General features: G+C 70.2%; 16 protein-coding genes and 2 tRNA genes. 7 read left to right on the top strand and 11 right to left on the bottom strand.

The genetic code is table 11. The features are described from left to right. Positions 1–17: 17 nt before the first annotated feature. Positions 18–659, bottom strand: a complete 642-nt coding sequence (locus tag AAEM63_RS09790; protein WP_341358083.1) for an isoprenylcysteine carboxylmethyltransferase family protein — start codon at positions 657–659, stop codon at positions 18–20. Between the two features lie 82 nt (positions 660–741). Between AAEM63_RS09790 and AAEM63_RS09785 the strand changes: the two genes are divergently transcribed. From AAEM63_RS09785 to lspA, 5 genes are all read left to right on the top strand, one after another. Continuing rightward, entirely contained in the window at positions 742–1170 is a 429-nt protein-coding gene (locus tag AAEM63_RS09785; RefSeq protein WP_341361352.1) for a metalloregulator ArsR/SmtB family transcription factor, read from the top strand. Then, complete coding sequence (locus AAEM63_RS09780; RefSeq protein ID WP_341358082.1) at positions 1167–3143, top strand: cation-translocating P-type ATPase; 1977 nt, start codon at positions 1167–1169, stop codon at positions 3141–3143. The genes AAEM63_RS09785 and AAEM63_RS09780 overlap by 4 nt, the downstream gene beginning before the upstream one ends. 158 nt (positions 3144–3301) lie before the next feature. Continuing rightward, on the top strand, positions 3302–3901 hold the full coding sequence (locus AAEM63_RS09775; protein WP_123913748.1) for a cadmium resistance transporter: 600 nt from the start codon (positions 3302–3304) through the stop codon (positions 3899–3901). 37 nt (positions 3902–3938) lie between these two features. Then, a complete protein-coding gene (locus tag AAEM63_RS09770; RefSeq protein WP_170175151.1) occupies positions 3939–4103 on the top strand; it encodes a hypothetical protein in 165 nt (54 codons plus the stop codon). After that, on the top strand, positions 4100–4594 hold the full coding sequence (lspA, locus tag AAEM63_RS09765; protein WP_341358081.1) for a signal peptidase II: 495 nt from the start codon (positions 4100–4102) through the stop codon (positions 4592–4594). The genes AAEM63_RS09770 and lspA overlap by 4 nt, the downstream gene beginning before the upstream one ends. Before the next feature lie 522 nt (positions 4595–5116). On the opposite strand, the gene AAEM63_RS09760 is transcribed toward lspA, so the two are convergent. The 4 genes from AAEM63_RS09760 to AAEM63_RS09745 form a co-directional block, all read right to left on the bottom strand. Next, positions 5117–5875 carry a ZIP family metal transporter gene (locus AAEM63_RS09760; RefSeq protein WP_341358080.1) on the bottom strand — a complete coding sequence of 253 codons (759 nt, stop codon included), beginning with the start codon at positions 5873–5875 and terminating at the stop codon, positions 5117–5119. Between the two features lie 277 nt (positions 5876–6152). After that, positions 6153–6962 (bottom strand): IS21-like element helper ATPase IstB, encoded by an 810-nt coding sequence (gene istB / locus AAEM63_RS09755; RefSeq protein ID WP_341358079.1) that lies wholly within the window; start codon positions 6960–6962, stop codon positions 6153–6155. Continuing rightward, entirely contained in the window at positions 6962–8494 is a 1533-nt protein-coding gene (istA, locus tag AAEM63_RS09750) for an IS21 family transposase (protein WP_341358078.1), read from the bottom strand. Before istA ends, istB begins: the two co-directional genes overlap by 1 nt. 206 nt (positions 8495–8700) lie before the next feature. After that, a complete protein-coding gene (locus tag AAEM63_RS09745; RefSeq protein ID WP_341358077.1) occupies positions 8701–9033 on the bottom strand; it encodes a YnfA family protein in 333 nt (110 codons plus the stop codon). A gap of 355 nt (positions 9034–9388) precedes the next feature. Here AAEM63_RS09745 and AAEM63_RS09740 point away from each other — a divergent pair, with 355 nt between their 5' ends. Then, positions 9389–10060, top strand: coding sequence for a hypothetical protein (locus tag AAEM63_RS09740; RefSeq protein ID WP_341358076.1), 672 nt, complete (start codon positions 9389–9391; stop codon positions 10058–10060). Between the two features lie 42 nt (positions 10061–10102). Here AAEM63_RS09740 and AAEM63_RS09735 read toward each other — a convergent pair whose 3' ends face one another. The 3 genes from AAEM63_RS09735 to AAEM63_RS09725 all read right to left on the bottom strand — a co-directional run bounded on the left by AAEM63_RS09735 (position 10103) and on the right by AAEM63_RS09725 (position 11406). Next, the gene (locus AAEM63_RS09735) at positions 10103–10474 is read right to left on the bottom strand and encodes a hypothetical protein (RefSeq protein WP_341358075.1); all 372 of its coding nucleotides are present in this window, start codon (positions 10472–10474) and stop codon (positions 10103–10105) included. 282 nt (positions 10475–10756) lie between these two features. After that, a tRNA-Asn gene (locus AAEM63_RS09730) sits at positions 10757–10832 on the bottom strand. A gap of 64 nt (positions 10833–10896) precedes the next feature. Then, a complete protein-coding gene (locus AAEM63_RS09725; RefSeq protein ID WP_341358074.1) occupies positions 10897–11406 on the bottom strand; it encodes a hypothetical protein in 510 nt (169 codons plus the stop codon). Between the two features lie 60 nt (positions 11407–11466). Here AAEM63_RS09725 and AAEM63_RS09720 point away from each other — a divergent pair. Beyond that, positions 11467–11540, top strand: a tRNA-Ile gene (locus AAEM63_RS09720). A gap of 945 nt (positions 11541–12485) precedes the next feature. Here AAEM63_RS09720 and AAEM63_RS09715 read toward each other — a convergent pair. From AAEM63_RS09715 to AAEM63_RS09705, 3 genes are all read right to left on the bottom strand, one after another. Continuing rightward, positions 12486–13154, bottom strand: a complete 669-nt coding sequence (locus AAEM63_RS09715) for a DUF4386 domain-containing protein (protein WP_341358073.1) — start codon at positions 13152–13154, stop codon at positions 12486–12488. 134 nt (positions 13155–13288) lie between these two features. Further along, the gene (locus tag AAEM63_RS09710) at positions 13289–13762 is read right to left on the bottom strand and encodes a DUF6326 family protein (protein WP_341358072.1); all 474 of its coding nucleotides are present in this window, start codon (positions 13760–13762) and stop codon (positions 13289–13291) included. Positions 13763–14328: 566 nt separating this feature from the next. Next, the gene (locus tag AAEM63_RS09705) at positions 14329–14895 is read right to left on the bottom strand and encodes a dihydrofolate reductase family protein (protein ID WP_341358071.1); all 567 of its coding nucleotides are present in this window, start codon (positions 14893–14895) and stop codon (positions 14329–14331) included. Positions 14896–15132: the final 237 nt, after the last annotated feature.

The raw sequence follows: 15132 nt of genomic DNA, 5'->3' as shown, positions 1-15132 counted from the left end.
GTCGTGCCGCTGCACGCTCAGCGATCCGGCTCAACGAGGCCGGCCAGCCGTCCGACGCCAGGTACGAAGCGTCCTGCGGTCCGGGCGTAGGTAAGGTATGCCTTCCCGTGCACCCGCACCAGGTACGGCTCCTCGACGAAGCGAACCTGCAGCTCGACCGCGACCACCAGGGCGAGCAGGGCGGCCATGGTCACGACACCGGGAACCATCAACATCATGCCCAGCAGGGCCGTGATCATCGCGGAGAAGACGGGGTTGCGAATCTTGGCGAAGGGCCCGGAGGTCACCAGGTCGGTGCGCTCGCTCGCGTCGACGCCGATACGCCAGGAGCTGCCCATTCCTCCCTGAGCGATCAGCACACCGACCATGGCGGCGGCCACTGCGAGCAGACCTACCCAGCTGAGCCATCCCGGCGTCCACGCGAACACCTCGACGGTGCCCGACAGGGCCAGGGCAGGACCCAGTGAGCCAAGCACCAGCGCCGCGGCGAAAAGGACGCCGCCCCACCACTCGAGCGACCCGATCGGGCCGGAGATCCCTCGGAACCCGCTCGAACCGGTCCGGCGGCGATGCACCCACGACCGAACCACGAACGCCGCCACGAGACCGGCGCCGTACAGGCCCAGGGCCAGCCACGCGGCCACACCCGTCGACATCATCCTGCGCCATCCCTTCGCGGCTCCGCGGCCCACGGTCGAGGTTGATCCACGACCAGGCACCGCTTAGTATCGCTCTATGACGATGCAATCAGCAACTTCCGATGACAGCGCAGAGACCGGAGCAGTTGACCCTGCGGCCCTTGCGCCGGCGGCGGCGTTGTTCCACGGGTTGTCCGACCCGGCCCGGTTGGCGATCCTGCAGCACCTGACGATGGGGGAGCACCGGGTGCGGGACCTGACCGAGCACCTGGGTCTGGCCCAGTCGACGGTGAGCGCGCACCTGGCGTGCCTGCGCGACTGCGGTCTGGTGACCTCCCACCCGGAGGGACGGGCGTCGATGTTCACCCTGACGACCGCCCCGGAGCTGCTTGCGGTCCTGGCGACGGCGGAGCAGCTGCTGGCCTCCACCGGGTACGCCGTCGAGCTGTGCCCCAACTACGGCATCGGCGCCACCACCACGCCGGACGCCGACCACCTGCAGCCGCACCAGGACCTGGAGACCGCCCGATGAGCGACGCCTGCTGCACACATCCCGAGGACGAGCACACCGACACCGGCGACGAGCACGGCGACGGGCCTGGCGAGTCCGTCGAGCGGCTGTGGGACGTCGACGAGATCCGCGGGGCCGCTCTCTCGGGCGTGCTGCTCCTCGCGGGCTTCCTGCTCTCCTGGACCGGGCAGGACGGCTGGGCGCTCGGGCTGAACCTCGCCGCCCTGCTGGCGGGCGCGGCCACCTTCGTCCCCGGCACGCTCCGTGCCCTGGCCAAGGGCCGGATCGGGGTCGGCACCCTGATGACCATCGCGGCCGTCGGGGCGGTGCTGCTCGGTGAGGTGCAGGAGGCCGCGATGCTGGCGTTCCTGTACTCCATCAGCGAGGGCCTGGAGGAGTACTCCCTGGCCAAGACCCGCGGGGGTCTGCGCGCGCTGCTCTCCCTCGTGCCCGAGCGAGCCACCGTGCGCCACGACGGCATCGAGGTCAGCGTCGCACCCAAGGACCTGCGCGTCGGCGACCTCATGATCGTCAAGCCCGGTGAGCGCCTCGCCACCGACGGGACCATTCTCGCCGGGCGCAGCTCGCTGGACGTCTCGGCCATCACCGGGGAGTCCATGCCCGTCGAAGCCGGCCCGGGCGCGGAGGTCTACGCCGGGTCCATCAACGGCACCGGCGCCCTCGAGGTCGAGGCCACCACGACCGCGGAGAACAACTCCCTGGCACGCATCGTGCATATCGTCGAGGCCGAGCAGTCCCGGAAGGGGGCGACCCAGCGCCTGGCCGACAAGGTCGCCAAGCCGCTCGTGCCCGGCATCATGATCCTCGCCGCCCTCATCGCCGTCATCGGCTCCCTCGCGGGCGAGCCCGGGTTGTGGATCGAGCGGGCCCTGGTGGTCCTCGTCGCCGCGTCCCCGTGCGCCCTGGCGATCTCCGTCCCGGTCGCGGTGGTCTCCGCGGTCGGTGCCGCCAGCAGGTTCGGTGTGCTCATCAAGGGCGGGGCGGCGTTGGAGACCCTCGGCCGGGTCCGCACCATCGCCCTGGACAAGACCGGGACCCTCACAGCGAACCGGCCGGTCGTCGTGGAGGTCGCCACCGCCAGGGGAGCCACCCGCGAGGAGGTGGTCGCGCTGGCGGCCGGGCTCGAGGCCCGCAGCGAGCACCCCCTCGCCCGGGCCATCGTCACAGCCGCCGACACCGTGCCGGCGGCGGCCGACGTCGAGGCTGTCACCGGCGCCGGACTGACCGGCACCATCGGCGACCGCCGGGTGCGCCTGGGACGCCCCGGCTGGATCGAACCCGCCGGGCTGGCGGCCGAGGTCACCGCCATGCAGCAGGCCGGCGCCACCGCCGTGCTCCTGGAGGTCGACGACCGGGTGCTCGGAGCCATCGCCGTGCGCGACGAGCTTCGCCCCGAGGCCCCCGAGGTCATCGCCCGCCTGGGCCGCGAGGGCTACACCGTGACAATGCTGACGGGCGACAACACGGCCACCGCCCAGGCGCTGGCCGCCGAGGCCGGCATCACCACCGTGCACGCCGAGCTGCGCCCGGAGGAGAAGTCCCGCCTCGTCGGGATGCTCCGCGCTCGGGGCGTCACGGTGATGGTCGGGGACGGCGTCAACGATGCACCCGCCTTGGCCACCGCGGACCTCGGTGTGGCGATGGGCGCCATGGGCAGCGACGTCGCGATCGAGACCGCCGATGTCGCCCTGATGGGCGACGACCTCCGGCTGCTGCCCCAGGCCCTCGCGCATGCCCGCCGCTCCCGGCGGATCATGCTCCAGAACGTCGGCCTGTCGCTGGTCCTGATCGCCGTGCTCATCCCGCTCGCCCTCGCCGGTGTCCTCGGCCTTGCCGCGGTCGTCCTCGTCCACGAGCTCGCCGAGGTCGTCGTCATCGCCAACGGCGTCCGGGCCGGTCGGTCCACGGACCTGCGCACCATCGCCGCACGGACGGGGTCCCCCGCCGCGGTGCCCGTCGCCACCCACAGCTGATGAGCACGGGGGCCGACGGGCACACCCGCCGGCCCCAAGAGTCCCCAAGGAATCCCCGCCGGGTAGGGCCGTGGTCGCACGACCACGGCCCTCTTCCGTGCCCCGGTCCTCGCACACCCGTGCCGGCACCAGCGCCGGCGCTTCACCGAAAGGCAGTCATGGACCTGCTCGCCCCGATCCTGCAGGCGATCGGCCTGTTCCTGGTTACCAACATCGACGACATCATCGTGCTGTCGTTGTTCTTCGCCCGCGGCGCCGGCATGCGTGGCACCACGGGCAAGATCATCGCCGGTCAGTACCTCGGCTTCGGTGCCATCCTCGTCGCGTCGGTCCTGGTCGCCCTGGGCGCGGCCACCTTCCTGCCGCAGGAGGCGATCGCCTACTTCGGACTCATCCCGCTGGCGCTCGGACTGCTTGCGGCCTGGAACGCCTGGCGCGGGGTCGATGACGACGACGATGAGAAGGTCGCCGGCAAGGCGATCAGCGTGTGGACCGTCGCCGGCGTCACCTTCGCCAACGGCGGGGACAACATCGGCGTCTACGTCCCGGTCTTCGTCACCGTGGGCACCGGCGCGATCGTGGCCTACTCCATCGTGTTCCTGGCCCTCGTGGCCGTGCTGGTGCTGCTGGCGAAGTTCGTCGCCACCCGCAGGCCCATCGCGGAAATTCTGGAGCGCTGGGAGCACGTGCTGTTCCCGCTCGTCCTGATCGGCCTGGGCGTGGTCATCCTCGTCGAGGGCGGCGCCTTCGGCCTGTAGGCCAGGGCGACCTCGGCGAGCTTTCGAAGGAGCATCCGTGATCCACTCGCACCCGCACCTCACCGACCGCAGACGGCTGGCAACCGCCTCCACGATCACCCAGCTTGCCGAGGTCGTCGGCGATGACACCGTGGTCTTCTCGTCGCCTGCCCGGGCGGTCGAGGTTCATGAGATCACCAAGGATGAGGGAGTGTTCTCGTGACCACACAGGAATCCACGAAGGCGATCGGGGTGACCCGGGCGCGGGCCGCCTTGGTTGCCATCGTGACGCTGCTGGCCGCGGCGGACCTCAGCCTGAAGCAATGGGCGGGCGCGGCCCTGGCCGACGGCCAGGCGGTGGACCTGGGGCCCGTCGAGCTCCGCCTGGGTTTCAACTCCGGGGTGGCGTTCAGTCTCGGCGCCGACCTGCCCGCCGGTGTCGTGCTCGGCATTACCGGGTTGATCGTTGTCGCGCTGGCGGCCTTCGCCTGGCGGGCTACCCGCACCGCGACGGTGCCCGTGCGGCTAGCGCTGGCGGCGATCCTGGCAGGCGCGGTGGCCAACCTGCTCGACCGGGCCGGTGACGGGGTGGTGACCGACTACCTGCACAGCGGCTGGTTCCCCACCTTCAACCTGGCCGACGTCTTCATCACCGCCGGCGCTGCGGCGCTGGTCCTGGTCAGCCTCACCGGCAGCGACAGGGCCGAGGACTAGCGTGACCGGCCACGGTGAGCGCGCGGCGGTGAGGCGGGGGCTGACCCTGGCGTGGTTCATCGTGGTTGGGACATTACCGAGGGCGTCGTCGCCGTGACCGCCGGGGTGATGGCAACTCCATCCGCGTCGAGATCCGTCTCGGCCATGCAATCCGGGCAACCCCGCCGGCCGGTCAGGTCACCGACCACGAGCGCGCACGCCAACGCCGGCCGCTCGGATCACCAACGACGGGCTTGCGGTCCGGAGATATCGAGGACGACGGCGCAGTCGGTGACACCGATCAGGGGTGTTGGAACCGGGCCCCTCCGGTGGCCGGATTTCGCAACGATCCCCGCAATCGGTCCATCACCGTCCTGCTAACCCGGCGCCAGCGTCCGGACGACTTCGCCGAGACAGTTCGGCGTAAGGCTCGGTCGGCATTGCCTGACAAGGGCATCACGACCTACCCGACGTGCGGGTCAGCGCACACACGGGTTGCCGGGATCATGACGTGGGTGCACCAAGCGGTCTCTTCGGGCCCCGCTATTCGCCCAGGTAGGCCGAGATGGCGGCGAAGAGCGCGAAGCCGGCGACGAGGGCTAGGGCGTTGAGCCGGGGCTCCTCAGTGTCTTCCTCGCCGTTCTCCCTGCTCGCGGTGTGAGCCTCGGGGACCATCTCTTCGATCACCACGGCGGTCAGGGCGCCGCCCGTGAGTGCGAGTACGGAAAGGGTGACCAGCTCCGGCGCGGAACGCAGGGCGAAGTACCCCAGGGTGGCGCCGATCAGGATCGGGATGGCGAAGGCGGCCGCCAGTGCAAGGCGCCGACTGCGCGAGACCCCCGCTCGGCGCAGGGTCGCCACCGCTGCGAAGCCCTCGGGGATATCGGCCGGCACCTGGCCTGCGGCAAGCAACAGGCCCAGCGCGGGGTTGACGACGGTGCCAGTACCGATCATCACGCCGTCGCTGAACAGGTCGAGCGATACCCCGGAGAAGATCGCCCACGGACCCGACTGTCCGTCGGGGGCGAACCTGGCCTGGACATAGCCGATCACCTTGTCCAGAGCGAGGAAAAACCCGCCGCCGCCGACGAACGCGACGATCGGCACCCACGGTGTGGACGACGCCAGCGCCTCCGGCATCAGCTCGAGACCGACGACGGCGAGGACCACCCCAGCAGCGGCGTGTAGTGCGACACCCAGTCCGTTGCCCGAGACACGGAGCGCCTCCGATGCCAGGCCGCCGAGGAAGTTCCCCGCCGCGGGCAGTGCCGCCAACGCCAGGACAAGCAGGTATCCCTCCATCCGGCCGATCCTTGCAGCACCTGGTCAGCACGGCATTCCATCGGAATGGAGCACTCGTCCCCGGCGCTGCTCGAAGCGCCGTCACCGGCCGCATCCCGCGGGCAAGCGCGACGGGCTGCCGTCCGCAACGCCCAGATGAGAGTCAGGAAACTGCGTGTCAAGGGACAGTGGGAACTGCCCAGGGGCGGTCGTGAGACCTGCCCGGTGACGGTCACGGGAACTGCCCGGTGATGGCCATGGGATCTGCCCAGGGGCTGGCCATCACCGGCCCGGGTGGTCAGGCCAAGGGCGTCACTCCTCGACCGGAGAGGGCCTGGGACAGGCGGACGGACTCGCCGCTGGTCTGGCAGACGTGGGCGTGGTGGAGGAGCCGGTCGACGGTCGCGGTGGCGATGGTCTTGGGCATGAGCTCGTCGAACCCGGCGGGGTGGAGGTTGGAGCTGATCGCGACGGCTCGTTTCTCGTAGGCGGCGTCGACGAGGCGGTAGAGGCCCTCGGCGGCGTCGGTGGCGACCGGGAGGAGGCCGATGTCGTCGACGACCACGAGGTCGGCGCGCAGCACCTTCGCGATGGCCTTGGTGACGGTGTCGTCGGCGCGGTGCCTGCGCAGGAGGGCGCCGAGGTCTTCGAGGGTGAACCACGAGACCCGCAGGCCTTGCTCGACGGCTTGGTGCCCCAGGGCCTCGAGCAGGAACGTCTTCCCGGTCCCCGACGGCCCGCAGACGACGAGGTTCTCCTTGCGGTGGACCCACTCCAGGGTCCGTAGCGCGTGCTGGGTCGGGACCGGGATCGAGGACGCGGCCTCGTCCCAGGCGTCGAACGTCTTGCCGGTGGGGAACCCGGCCGCGGTCCGGCGGGTGGCCAGGGAGGCCCGGTCCCGGCCGGCGGCCTCCTCGGCGAACAGGGCCCGTAGAACCTCGACGGGTTCCCAGCGTTGGGCCTTGGCGGTGGCGATGACCTCGGGTGCCTGGTGGCGGATGTGGGGCAGGCGCAGCCGGCGGAGCAGGGCCTCGAGGTCGCCGGGTAGCGGCGGCGCGGACGGCACTCCCAGGGCCGGCACGCTCGTGCGTGTGGTCGTGGTGGTCATCAGGCCACCTCCTCGACGCCGGGGCTGGCGGGCGGTTGCTGGCCCAGGGCGGCCCAGCCGGCGGTGCCCTGGGTCAAGGAGCGGTCCTCCCCGGCGCGGTGGACCTCACCGTCGCTCGTGCCCGCGTGGTTCAGGATCGAGGGCAGGTCGGCCTCGGCGAAGCGGGCGTGGACGGCGGCGTGGCCCAGGGCCCAGTCGACCTCACCGGGATCGAAGAGCTTGGCCAGGGCGACGGCCTCGGCCATCTTGACCCGCATCTTCGTCGTGCCGGCCGCGGCGGCCTCGCTCAGCCAGAGCCGGGCCCCGTCACCCAGGGCGAGGAACTCGATCTCCGCGGCGCTCTTCGGACGCGGCCGGCGCTCCAGGGCACCGGCCGGGGCGGGCGGGAAGTGCGCGTCGTCGATGCTCGGGGAGCCCGGTGTGGCGCGGGCGTGGCGGGCGACCTCGACCGGGCCGGACTCGCCGGCGTGGACGATGACGACCTGCTCCCCAGGCCCGGCGCCGTAGGTGCGGACCCACACCCTCTCCCCGAGGAGGTGATGCGGCACGGAGTACTGCCCGGCCTCGAAGGTCACCATCGGGGAGTTCGCCGGCACCTGCCGTGTCAGCCCGAACGCGACCGTGTGCGGGGCCGCCGGCAGGGCATGCAGGCGGGCGCGTTCCTCGGCCAGCATCTCCGCCGGGACCCGCCGGGTGACCCGGTGGACCCGGTGATTGACCAGATCGGTGAACGCCTGACAGGCCGCCTCGAGCTCGGCGAACGAGGCGTAACCGGGCAGCAGGTTCGTCTCCTTCGGGACCAGGTCGGCCTTGGCGACCTTGACCGTGGCCTCCGTCCCGCCCTTGCTTGCCGGGTCGGCCGGCTCGCACGTGAGCACGCTGACCCCGTAGTGCCGGGCGAAGGCCACCATCTGCGGGTTCCGCACCGCCATCCCGGCGATGTGCTCGACGGTGACGGTCTTCTCGTTGTCGGTCAGCACATACGTCGGCACCCCACCCAGAACCCGGAAGACCTGGTCCAGGGCGGCGAACACGCTCGGCATCGTCTTGTCCCTGATCGCCAGCACGACCCGGAACCTCGACCACGCCAGCCACGCGCAGAACAACACCGTCCGCGCGCCGTCGATGACCGGGCCGTCACCGAAGTCGTACTGCAACCACAGCCCCGGCTCGGTGACCCAGGGCCGATGCACCCGGGCCCTGCCCTGCCGGTAAGCCTTCTTCACCGCCGCGACCGCCCGGCGGGTTGTCCGCTCCGACCCGGTGAATCCCAGGGCAACCAGCTTGTCATGGGCGATGTCGGCGCGGATCTTGCCGTTGCTCTTGTCCACCCACTCCTCGACCTTGGGCAAGAACTCATCGATCAGCTGCGGACGGGCCGCCGGCCTCTCGCTCAACCGTCCCGCGTCACGAGCGGCGACGTATCGGGCGACGGTGTGATGGGAGACCCCGGCGAGCTCGCCGGCGTCCCTGTACGAACCAGTCAGATCAAACGCTTCGAGAATTTCCATGATCTCCTCGGCAGACTTCACGTTGTCCCTCCTCGGGGCGATGGGCGCTTCAGCACCGCCATCGCACCCGAGGAGGGGCCCCGAACCGCGTCAGCGCGGCAGGGCAGGAATGTCGTGTCGGGCAGATCCCATGACCGTCAGCGGGCAACTCTCACGACCGCCACCGGGCAGCTATCTGGCCGCCTCCGGGCAGTCTCCCGTGGCCGCCAACACTGCGGATGATGGGATCAGCCAGTGCGCGGGGCGTACATGATGACGGCGACCCCTACGAGACAGAGGACCGCGCCGGTGAGGTCCCAGCGGTCCGGGCGGAAGCCGTCGATGAGCGTGCTCCACGCGAGTGAGCCGGCGACGAACACTCCGCCGTAGGCGGCCAGGATGCGGCCGAAGTTGGCGTCGGGCTGGAGGGTGGCGACGAGCCCGTAGAGCCCGAGGGCGATGGCTCCAGCGCCGATCCAGACCCATCCCTTGTGCTCTCGTACTCCCTGCCAGACGAGCCAGGCGCCGCCGATCTCGAACAGCGCGGCGATGACGAAGAGCAGAACGGAGCGTAGCGGCAAGGTGGTCTCCTCTCGTCCTCGAGGAGACGCTATCGGGTGTCAGTTTCTCCAGTCGAAAGCTGCCCGCGAGTCGATGGGGGACGGCGCGGAGGCTGGGCGGACGCATCGCTGACACGAGCCAGCGAGGGTGGGAGTGCCGGGTCTGCGGCGAGGGGCCCGGTAGAGTGATCGATGGTGGGTGTGCTGCCCCGAGATCACGACGTTGCCCGTCACGGTCCCGCCACCTCCTCGCCAGCGGGGGAGCGCACCGCTCCCGATTTCCCACGGTTGCCCGGGGAGTTTCCCGCGGCTCACAGTGAACTTCCATGTCAGGACGGGTCGAAGAGTTCAACGATAGGACTTTGGCCCCTGATGCGTGAGAGGTTGTGTCCGCCAGCCCGGGCCCGGGTGTCTCGTCACCGACACCCTCACCCGCGCGGGGCTCGCGCTGGCAGAACCTGCTCAGGTCAACGAGTCTGAGGCCTTCGCCGTCCTCACCGCTGAGCTGCGCCGCGCCGAGGCCAACCACCACGACCTCGACACCCTCCTGCCGCGCCTGGTCGCACAGCGCACACTGCTCGACGCTCACGACATCGCCGCCGTCCTCACCGCCCGCCTCGCCCGAGCCACGTCACGGCCCGCTCCCGGCACGACCCCGGACCTCATCGCCGGACTCCTCCCTGCCGCAGCCGGGGGCCTGCCCGCCGACGCTGCTCGCGGCCTCGCCGAACGCCGCCAGATCATCGAGACTCGCGCCCACACCCTCGCCGAGACCGCCGTCCGCGAACAGGCGCCGTGGCTGTCTCGTATTGGTGAGCGACCGCTCGGTGCCGGCGATCGCGCACGGTGGCTCTCTCAACTCGCCGTCATCGCCGCCTACCGCGACCGATACGGCATCACCGGCCCGCACCACTCGGCGCGCCTCCCCCCAGACTCACCCAGGAACGCGACCGCCACCGAGCCACCGACGCACTGCACCGTGCCGGTCATTGCCCAGACCCGCAAGACTGACGCGGCTAGGGGGCGTACTCACGGGCGCAGCATCTAGGACAGGTCCTGGACGCTCGTGCGCGCATTCTTTGACACGTCATTACGGGGAGAGGACGCTCGACGGCCCGTTCGAATTGGGACGTCGAGCGGCCCACCGCAGATCTTTCCGGCAGCGCTCGTTGAGCTGCGCCCACAGTCCACGACGGTCGTCGAGGTAGCCGACGAGCAACCCGAGGCCGACATCCTCGGTGATTACCCCGTCCCCGGTGTCCCGGTCGAGGATCGCGTCCAGCAAGCGCAGCGGTTCGGGGCCTTCGGCGAGGTAGTGCTTAACCTCCCACCGGGTGTCCCGCGCGTTCCAGTCCTGCGGGTGGATGACCCCAGCACGGACGTCGTCGACGTAGGCAGTGACCAGTTCGTCGAGCTGCTGGTCGGTGAGGCGGCCCCGTCGCTCATCGTCGTCCTCAGCCATCGGCGTCGTCCGCACCCATGGGGGCACCCAGCGAGTGCCGTGCCGTTGGGTGGAGCCTCGAGATTCTCAGCATGTGAGGTGCAGTGCTGAGTGGGCGGGGGTCTCGAGCCTTGGCGCCGGTGGCGTGAGAGTTGCCGGGCTGATAGCTCCGTCGAGGTTTGCTGCGCCCTGGCTCGCCCGTTCGGCTGCCAGGAACTGGCGCGGTTCTGGCACGTATGTGGCACGCGCCGGGTGCGACGACGGGTTTGGACCTTGTTCTAGCAGGTGAGGCAGTCGGTGATGTGGCTCCCGCGACTGGACTCGAACCAGTAACCGTCCGATTAACAGTCGGATGCTCTGCCAATTGAGCTACGCGGGATCGCGAGATAGGACTCTAGCAAAGAATCAGGGCCGCTCCGGCCACGGGACGCGCCCCGAGGTGGTCATGTGGCGAGGCCCACAGCGGCGCGCGCGTGACGTTCCATCTCGTCGACGAGACGGCGCTCCTCGGCGTCGTCTCGCAGGCGGCCGCGGGCGGTCACCTGGGAGAAGAGTGCCCCGTCCTCGTCGCGGCGGATGTGAACCATGACGATGGCCCCGCCGGGCAGCTCGGCGCTCTCGCTGTGGACGAGGGAGGACTGGACCCGCTCGCGCAGGGCGCGGGTGAAGCGCTCGGCGCTCGGTGCGTCCTGCACCTTCAGCTCGAGCGGGGCGCGGACGCCGTCGACCCACGTGACGGTGAGGACCGACTCGTCGCCGTCCCACGTGCCGCGCTCGACCTCGTGCCACGGCGAGCGGACGACGACGCCGCCGGGCCCGACCACGACGAGGGCCGCCCGGGCGACGACGGCCCACGTCCCGTCCGCCAGCTCCGCCGACGCGAGGGGCGCGTCGCGCGGGGCGAGGTGGGCGGTGAGGGGCTCGGGCAGGCGGCGGTCGCGGCGCAGGATCACCCGACCACGGTAACGCGGCCGGTACGCTGGACGCCGTCGTGAGCGCTCCGAGCGCCGCACGCCCCTGTAGCTCAGCTGGTCAGAGCAGCGAACTCATAATTCGTCGGTCGCGGGTTCAAGTCCTGCCGGGGGCACGCTTGCGCAGGTCAGCGTTGTTGTTGGGCCCGTCGAGATGGGTGGGTTGCCGCGCCGGTCCGAAGCTCTTGCGGACCGGCGTCTGCAGGGGAGTGGCGGGACGACCCGACCCCCCTGGTTCGTCTCCGCTGAGTCCCAGGCCGCAGACCAGGCGGACGCCGTCCGCTGATGCCGGTCCGAGAACGACCACGCCCGCGAGCGGCTCGCCGATCGAGTCGCCCTCTGCGGCAGGTGCATGAAGCTCGCACTGGGTGCCGGCGCCAAAAAGGCTGGGCGCTGGCGCTCCCGATCTCACCGCCAGGGCCAACCGACCGAGCCATACCGCCCGACGCACTCGACCTCGCTACCCCGTGATCGCTCATGCCGAGAAGCTGCCCATGTGGAGCCGTCATCGCGAGGGTGAGGCGTCGTTCCGCCCCGAAGGCCGCGGCCACGAATGACGGACCCGGTTGGCGAGCCGTGGTTCCGCCGATCCGATCCTGTCCGGGCCGTGACGACTCCGAACCAGAGGAACCACGCGATGTGCAGCAGGCCGACCACACCTCGAGGAAGCCCAGACGGGCACCGCCGAGAGCAGCGCGGCGGCGCCGACGCCGAGGCCGAGCCGGCCCGGCTGACACGAAACACCTTCGAACGAGGCGCCACCCAGCTCACCAACAGGAACCACTACCGCCGAGGACGCCGCCACCGGCTCCACCCAGAGCGTCGGCAACCGCCTTGATCATCTGCCACGTGGCGGCAGCCTGCTTCTGGGTCACTGGCCTGCTGGTCCACCGCCACGGTGATGCCGTGGTTGAACACCATGACGCTGGTCAGGACCAGCCCGGCGCGGACCAGTCCGGCGACGACCGCCACCTGGCTGGTGACCGGAAACAGGCGGCCGCGACGTACAGGGCCGCGAAGCGGCCTGCCCGACTCACGTGCGGAGCGCGCTTCCGCATGGCCTAACCTCCGTGCACGTCTGTGGGGCGCTTCGGCTCATGGTTGAACCCCTTGGCGAGCAGCCACACGGCCAGCACCATCTCCTGCAGGAAGACGGGGACGTTCAGAACGGTGTTCAACGTGGTGAACCCGAACTCCTGGGCGAACCCGGAGGAGAGAGTGGCCACGAAGGACAGCGCGACCGCGGGGAGGCCCCAGCCCGACAACCACCTCGGGACGATGGTCGAGCGGTACATCAGGTAGTAATACATCCCGGCGCCGAGCAGGAACGGCAACAGGATCATGAAGCTCGGCACCCATTCCCGCACGGCGAGGAGCAGCTGCACGGATGCGTCGGTCGAGGCGTCGTCGGTCCAGCCTGAGCTCAGGGACTGCCGGGCCAGCGTGAAGAGAGCCAGGAGGTTGAGCGTGCCAACGAGAACCAGCACTCCCTCGACGACCCGCGCGGCCACAGCCCCGAGAGCCAGGGCACGGCCGTAGCGTCGCAGCACGGGGTAGAGAGCAATCGCGATGCCGGCGCCGCTCGCTGCCCACACGAACTCGACCAGCGCCGCGAGCACCACCCGATCGTCGTTCGCCGCCAACCGTGCCAGATCGACCGGGCTGTCCAGCATGGAACCGAGCGGTGCCACGCTCAGGATGCTGGCGGCCGAACACACGACGAGCAGCACCCCGACGACGACTGCCGTCCGTCGGTAGGGCTACCTCAGCACACCCTGGCCCATCTCCCCGTGCACCTTCTCGATGTGCGTTGCCATCGTTGACCTCAGCAGGCGAGGACCGGACGCGTGAGCGACCCGCCCACCTAGGGCGCCAAGCGCCCGCGTGTGCCGTCCCGGGACTGGTCCGCCGGGGCGGTCACAACGTCGGTCGTCGTTGGCCAGGTCCACGCGTAGTACACGACGCCAGCCAGCAGGGTGACCTCGACGAGGCTGCCGAGGAGGTAGTAGTTCCACTCACCGATGGCGCCGGCCACGATCGTGACGGCGTAAAGCAGGGGCACGACGAGGTTGGTCGTCCGCGTCAGCTTCACCGGCAGGACGAGGCTGAGAAACAGCATCAGGATCGGGATGAGCACGTAGATGGTCATGCCGAGCAGGACGCCCTGTCCGATGGTGAAGACGAACATCTCGCCCGCCTCGATGTCGGCCCGCACGTCCGCTCGGAACAAGCCGAACAAGTCCACGTACACGTAGACGAACAGCATGGACGCCCACAGAGCGGCTGTCTTGATGCGTGGGTTGACCCAGTAGTCCTGGTAACTGATCGTGGCGGACACGTGTGCCTCCAAGAGGCTTCTCGGGCCTGCGGTGCCCGACGCCGGGACGCTGAGAAACCGCCTCCAGGACCAGCCTGCCCCAGGGCTTCGCAGGTCGGGAAGAGTCATAAGTCCCTCCGGACACCGCTGACCTGACCGTGTGGATGTCCAAGCGCTGGCTGTCAGCCGGTGATGATTGGGACCTTCGGCGGTCGGCATCGGGGCGGGCGGGGTGGTTGCGGGTCCGGACCGTCACGGCGATCAACCACCAGCCGCAGCACTCCACGTCCTCATCGATCACGGCTGGGTCTCCGACGTGCAGCACAGCTCGCGGTCCTGTCGACGCCCGGGCACCGTCGGTCCAGCGGATCCGCACCGAGTCCGTAAGGCGTCCGGGGAAGGCCATGGGCGAGAGGAACTGTCCCGAGGCAGCAGCGCAGGTGGGGCCGGCCCACGGCACGGTGACCAGGGGCGACGGTCGGTCCGACGATCCCCTCATCAGTCGTCGGTCGCGGGTCCGGGTCCTGCCGGGGCACCGAGACGTCGCCGCATCACGACGCGCGTGCCGGCTCGCGACGTCCGTCCGCTCAGGTGGCGCTTCGTACCGCGTGGCGCAGGTAGACCACCCCGTTGCGGAACCGGCGGTGGTCCAGCAGCTCGAGGTCGAGTCGGACGCCCCTGGGCAGTGCCGGCTTGCCGCCGCCCACGGTCACCGGGCACAGGAGCAGCACGCACTCGTCGACCAGGCCGTGACGGAACGCCTCGGCCCCGATGGTCGCGCCGCCGATGCTCAGGTCCGCGTCGGAGGTCTCCTTGAGGCGGCGTACCGCCTCGGGGTCGAAGGCCCGCTCGATCCTCGTCCGCGCCGTGGAGACCTCGGCGAGCGTCGTGGAGTAGACGACCTTGTCGGCGTCGCGCCAGATCCGCGCGTACTCGCGGACGACGTCCGGTTCGTCGGTCAGCCAGTCGTCGCTCTCCCAGACGCGCATCGTCTCGTACATGCGGCGGCCGTAGAGCGAGGTGCCGATGTGCCGTTCGTGCTCGTTCCAGAACGCGTGCACCTCCTCGTCCGGCACGGACCAGTCGAACGAGCCGGCCTCGTCCTCGAGGTAGCCGTCGAGCGAGATGTTGGCCGCGTAGATCAGCTTGCCCATGAATGCCTCCGACCAGGGCGGGGTCTACAGAGTCCTCCGTGGCGCCGTCCCCGGCAAGCATCGACGGCGAGATCGCCGGTATCGGCGGTGCACCGCACCGACGCAGTCATCGGAGGGCCCGGCAAGCTCATCGGAGGGCCTGGCAAGGGTCATGCCGTCGCGTACCTGGTCCGATGTTCAGGTCTTCCACCACACGCGCACATGAACAAGGTCACCCGGCCTTCGCCCGCTCATCAA

The organism is Georgenia sp. M64 (genome assembly GCF_038049925.1).
Taxonomy (GTDB): Bacteria; Actinomycetota; Actinomycetes; order Actinomycetales; family Actinomycetaceae; genus Georgenia.
This window is presented reverse-complemented; position numbering and strand designations above follow the sequence as displayed.

What these genes read in the sequence shown, in the direction of transcription:
- AAEM63_RS09790 (WP_341358083.1), bottom strand. Translation starts at nt 659, where the DNA reads ATGATGTCGACGGGTGTGGCCGCGTGGCTGGCCCTGGGCCTGTACGGC.
- AAEM63_RS09785 (WP_341361352.1), top strand. Translation starts at nt 742, where the DNA reads ATGCAATCAGCAACTTCCGATGACAGCGCAGAGACCGGAGCAGTTGAC.
- AAEM63_RS09780 (WP_341358082.1), top strand. Translation starts at nt 1,167, where the DNA reads ATGAGCGACGCCTGCTGCACACATCCCGAGGACGAGCACACCGACACC.
- AAEM63_RS09775 (WP_123913748.1), top strand. Translation starts at nt 3,302, where the DNA reads ATGGACCTGCTCGCCCCGATCCTGCAGGCGATCGGCCTGTTCCTGGTT.
- AAEM63_RS09760 (WP_341358080.1), bottom strand. Translation starts at nt 5,875, where the DNA reads ATGGAGGGATACCTGCTTGTCCTGGCGTTGGCGGCACTGCCCGCGGCG.
- istB (WP_341358079.1), bottom strand. Translation starts at nt 6,962, where the DNA reads ATGACCACCACGACCACACGCACGAGCGTGCCGGCCCTGGGAGTGCCG.
- AAEM63_RS09735 (WP_341358075.1), bottom strand. Translation starts at nt 10,474, where the DNA reads ATGGCTGAGGACGACGATGAGCGACGGGGCCGCCTCACCGACCAGCAG.
- AAEM63_RS09705 (WP_341358071.1), bottom strand. Translation starts at nt 14,895, where the DNA reads ATGGGCAAGCTGATCTACGCGGCCAACATCTCGCTCGACGGCTACCTC.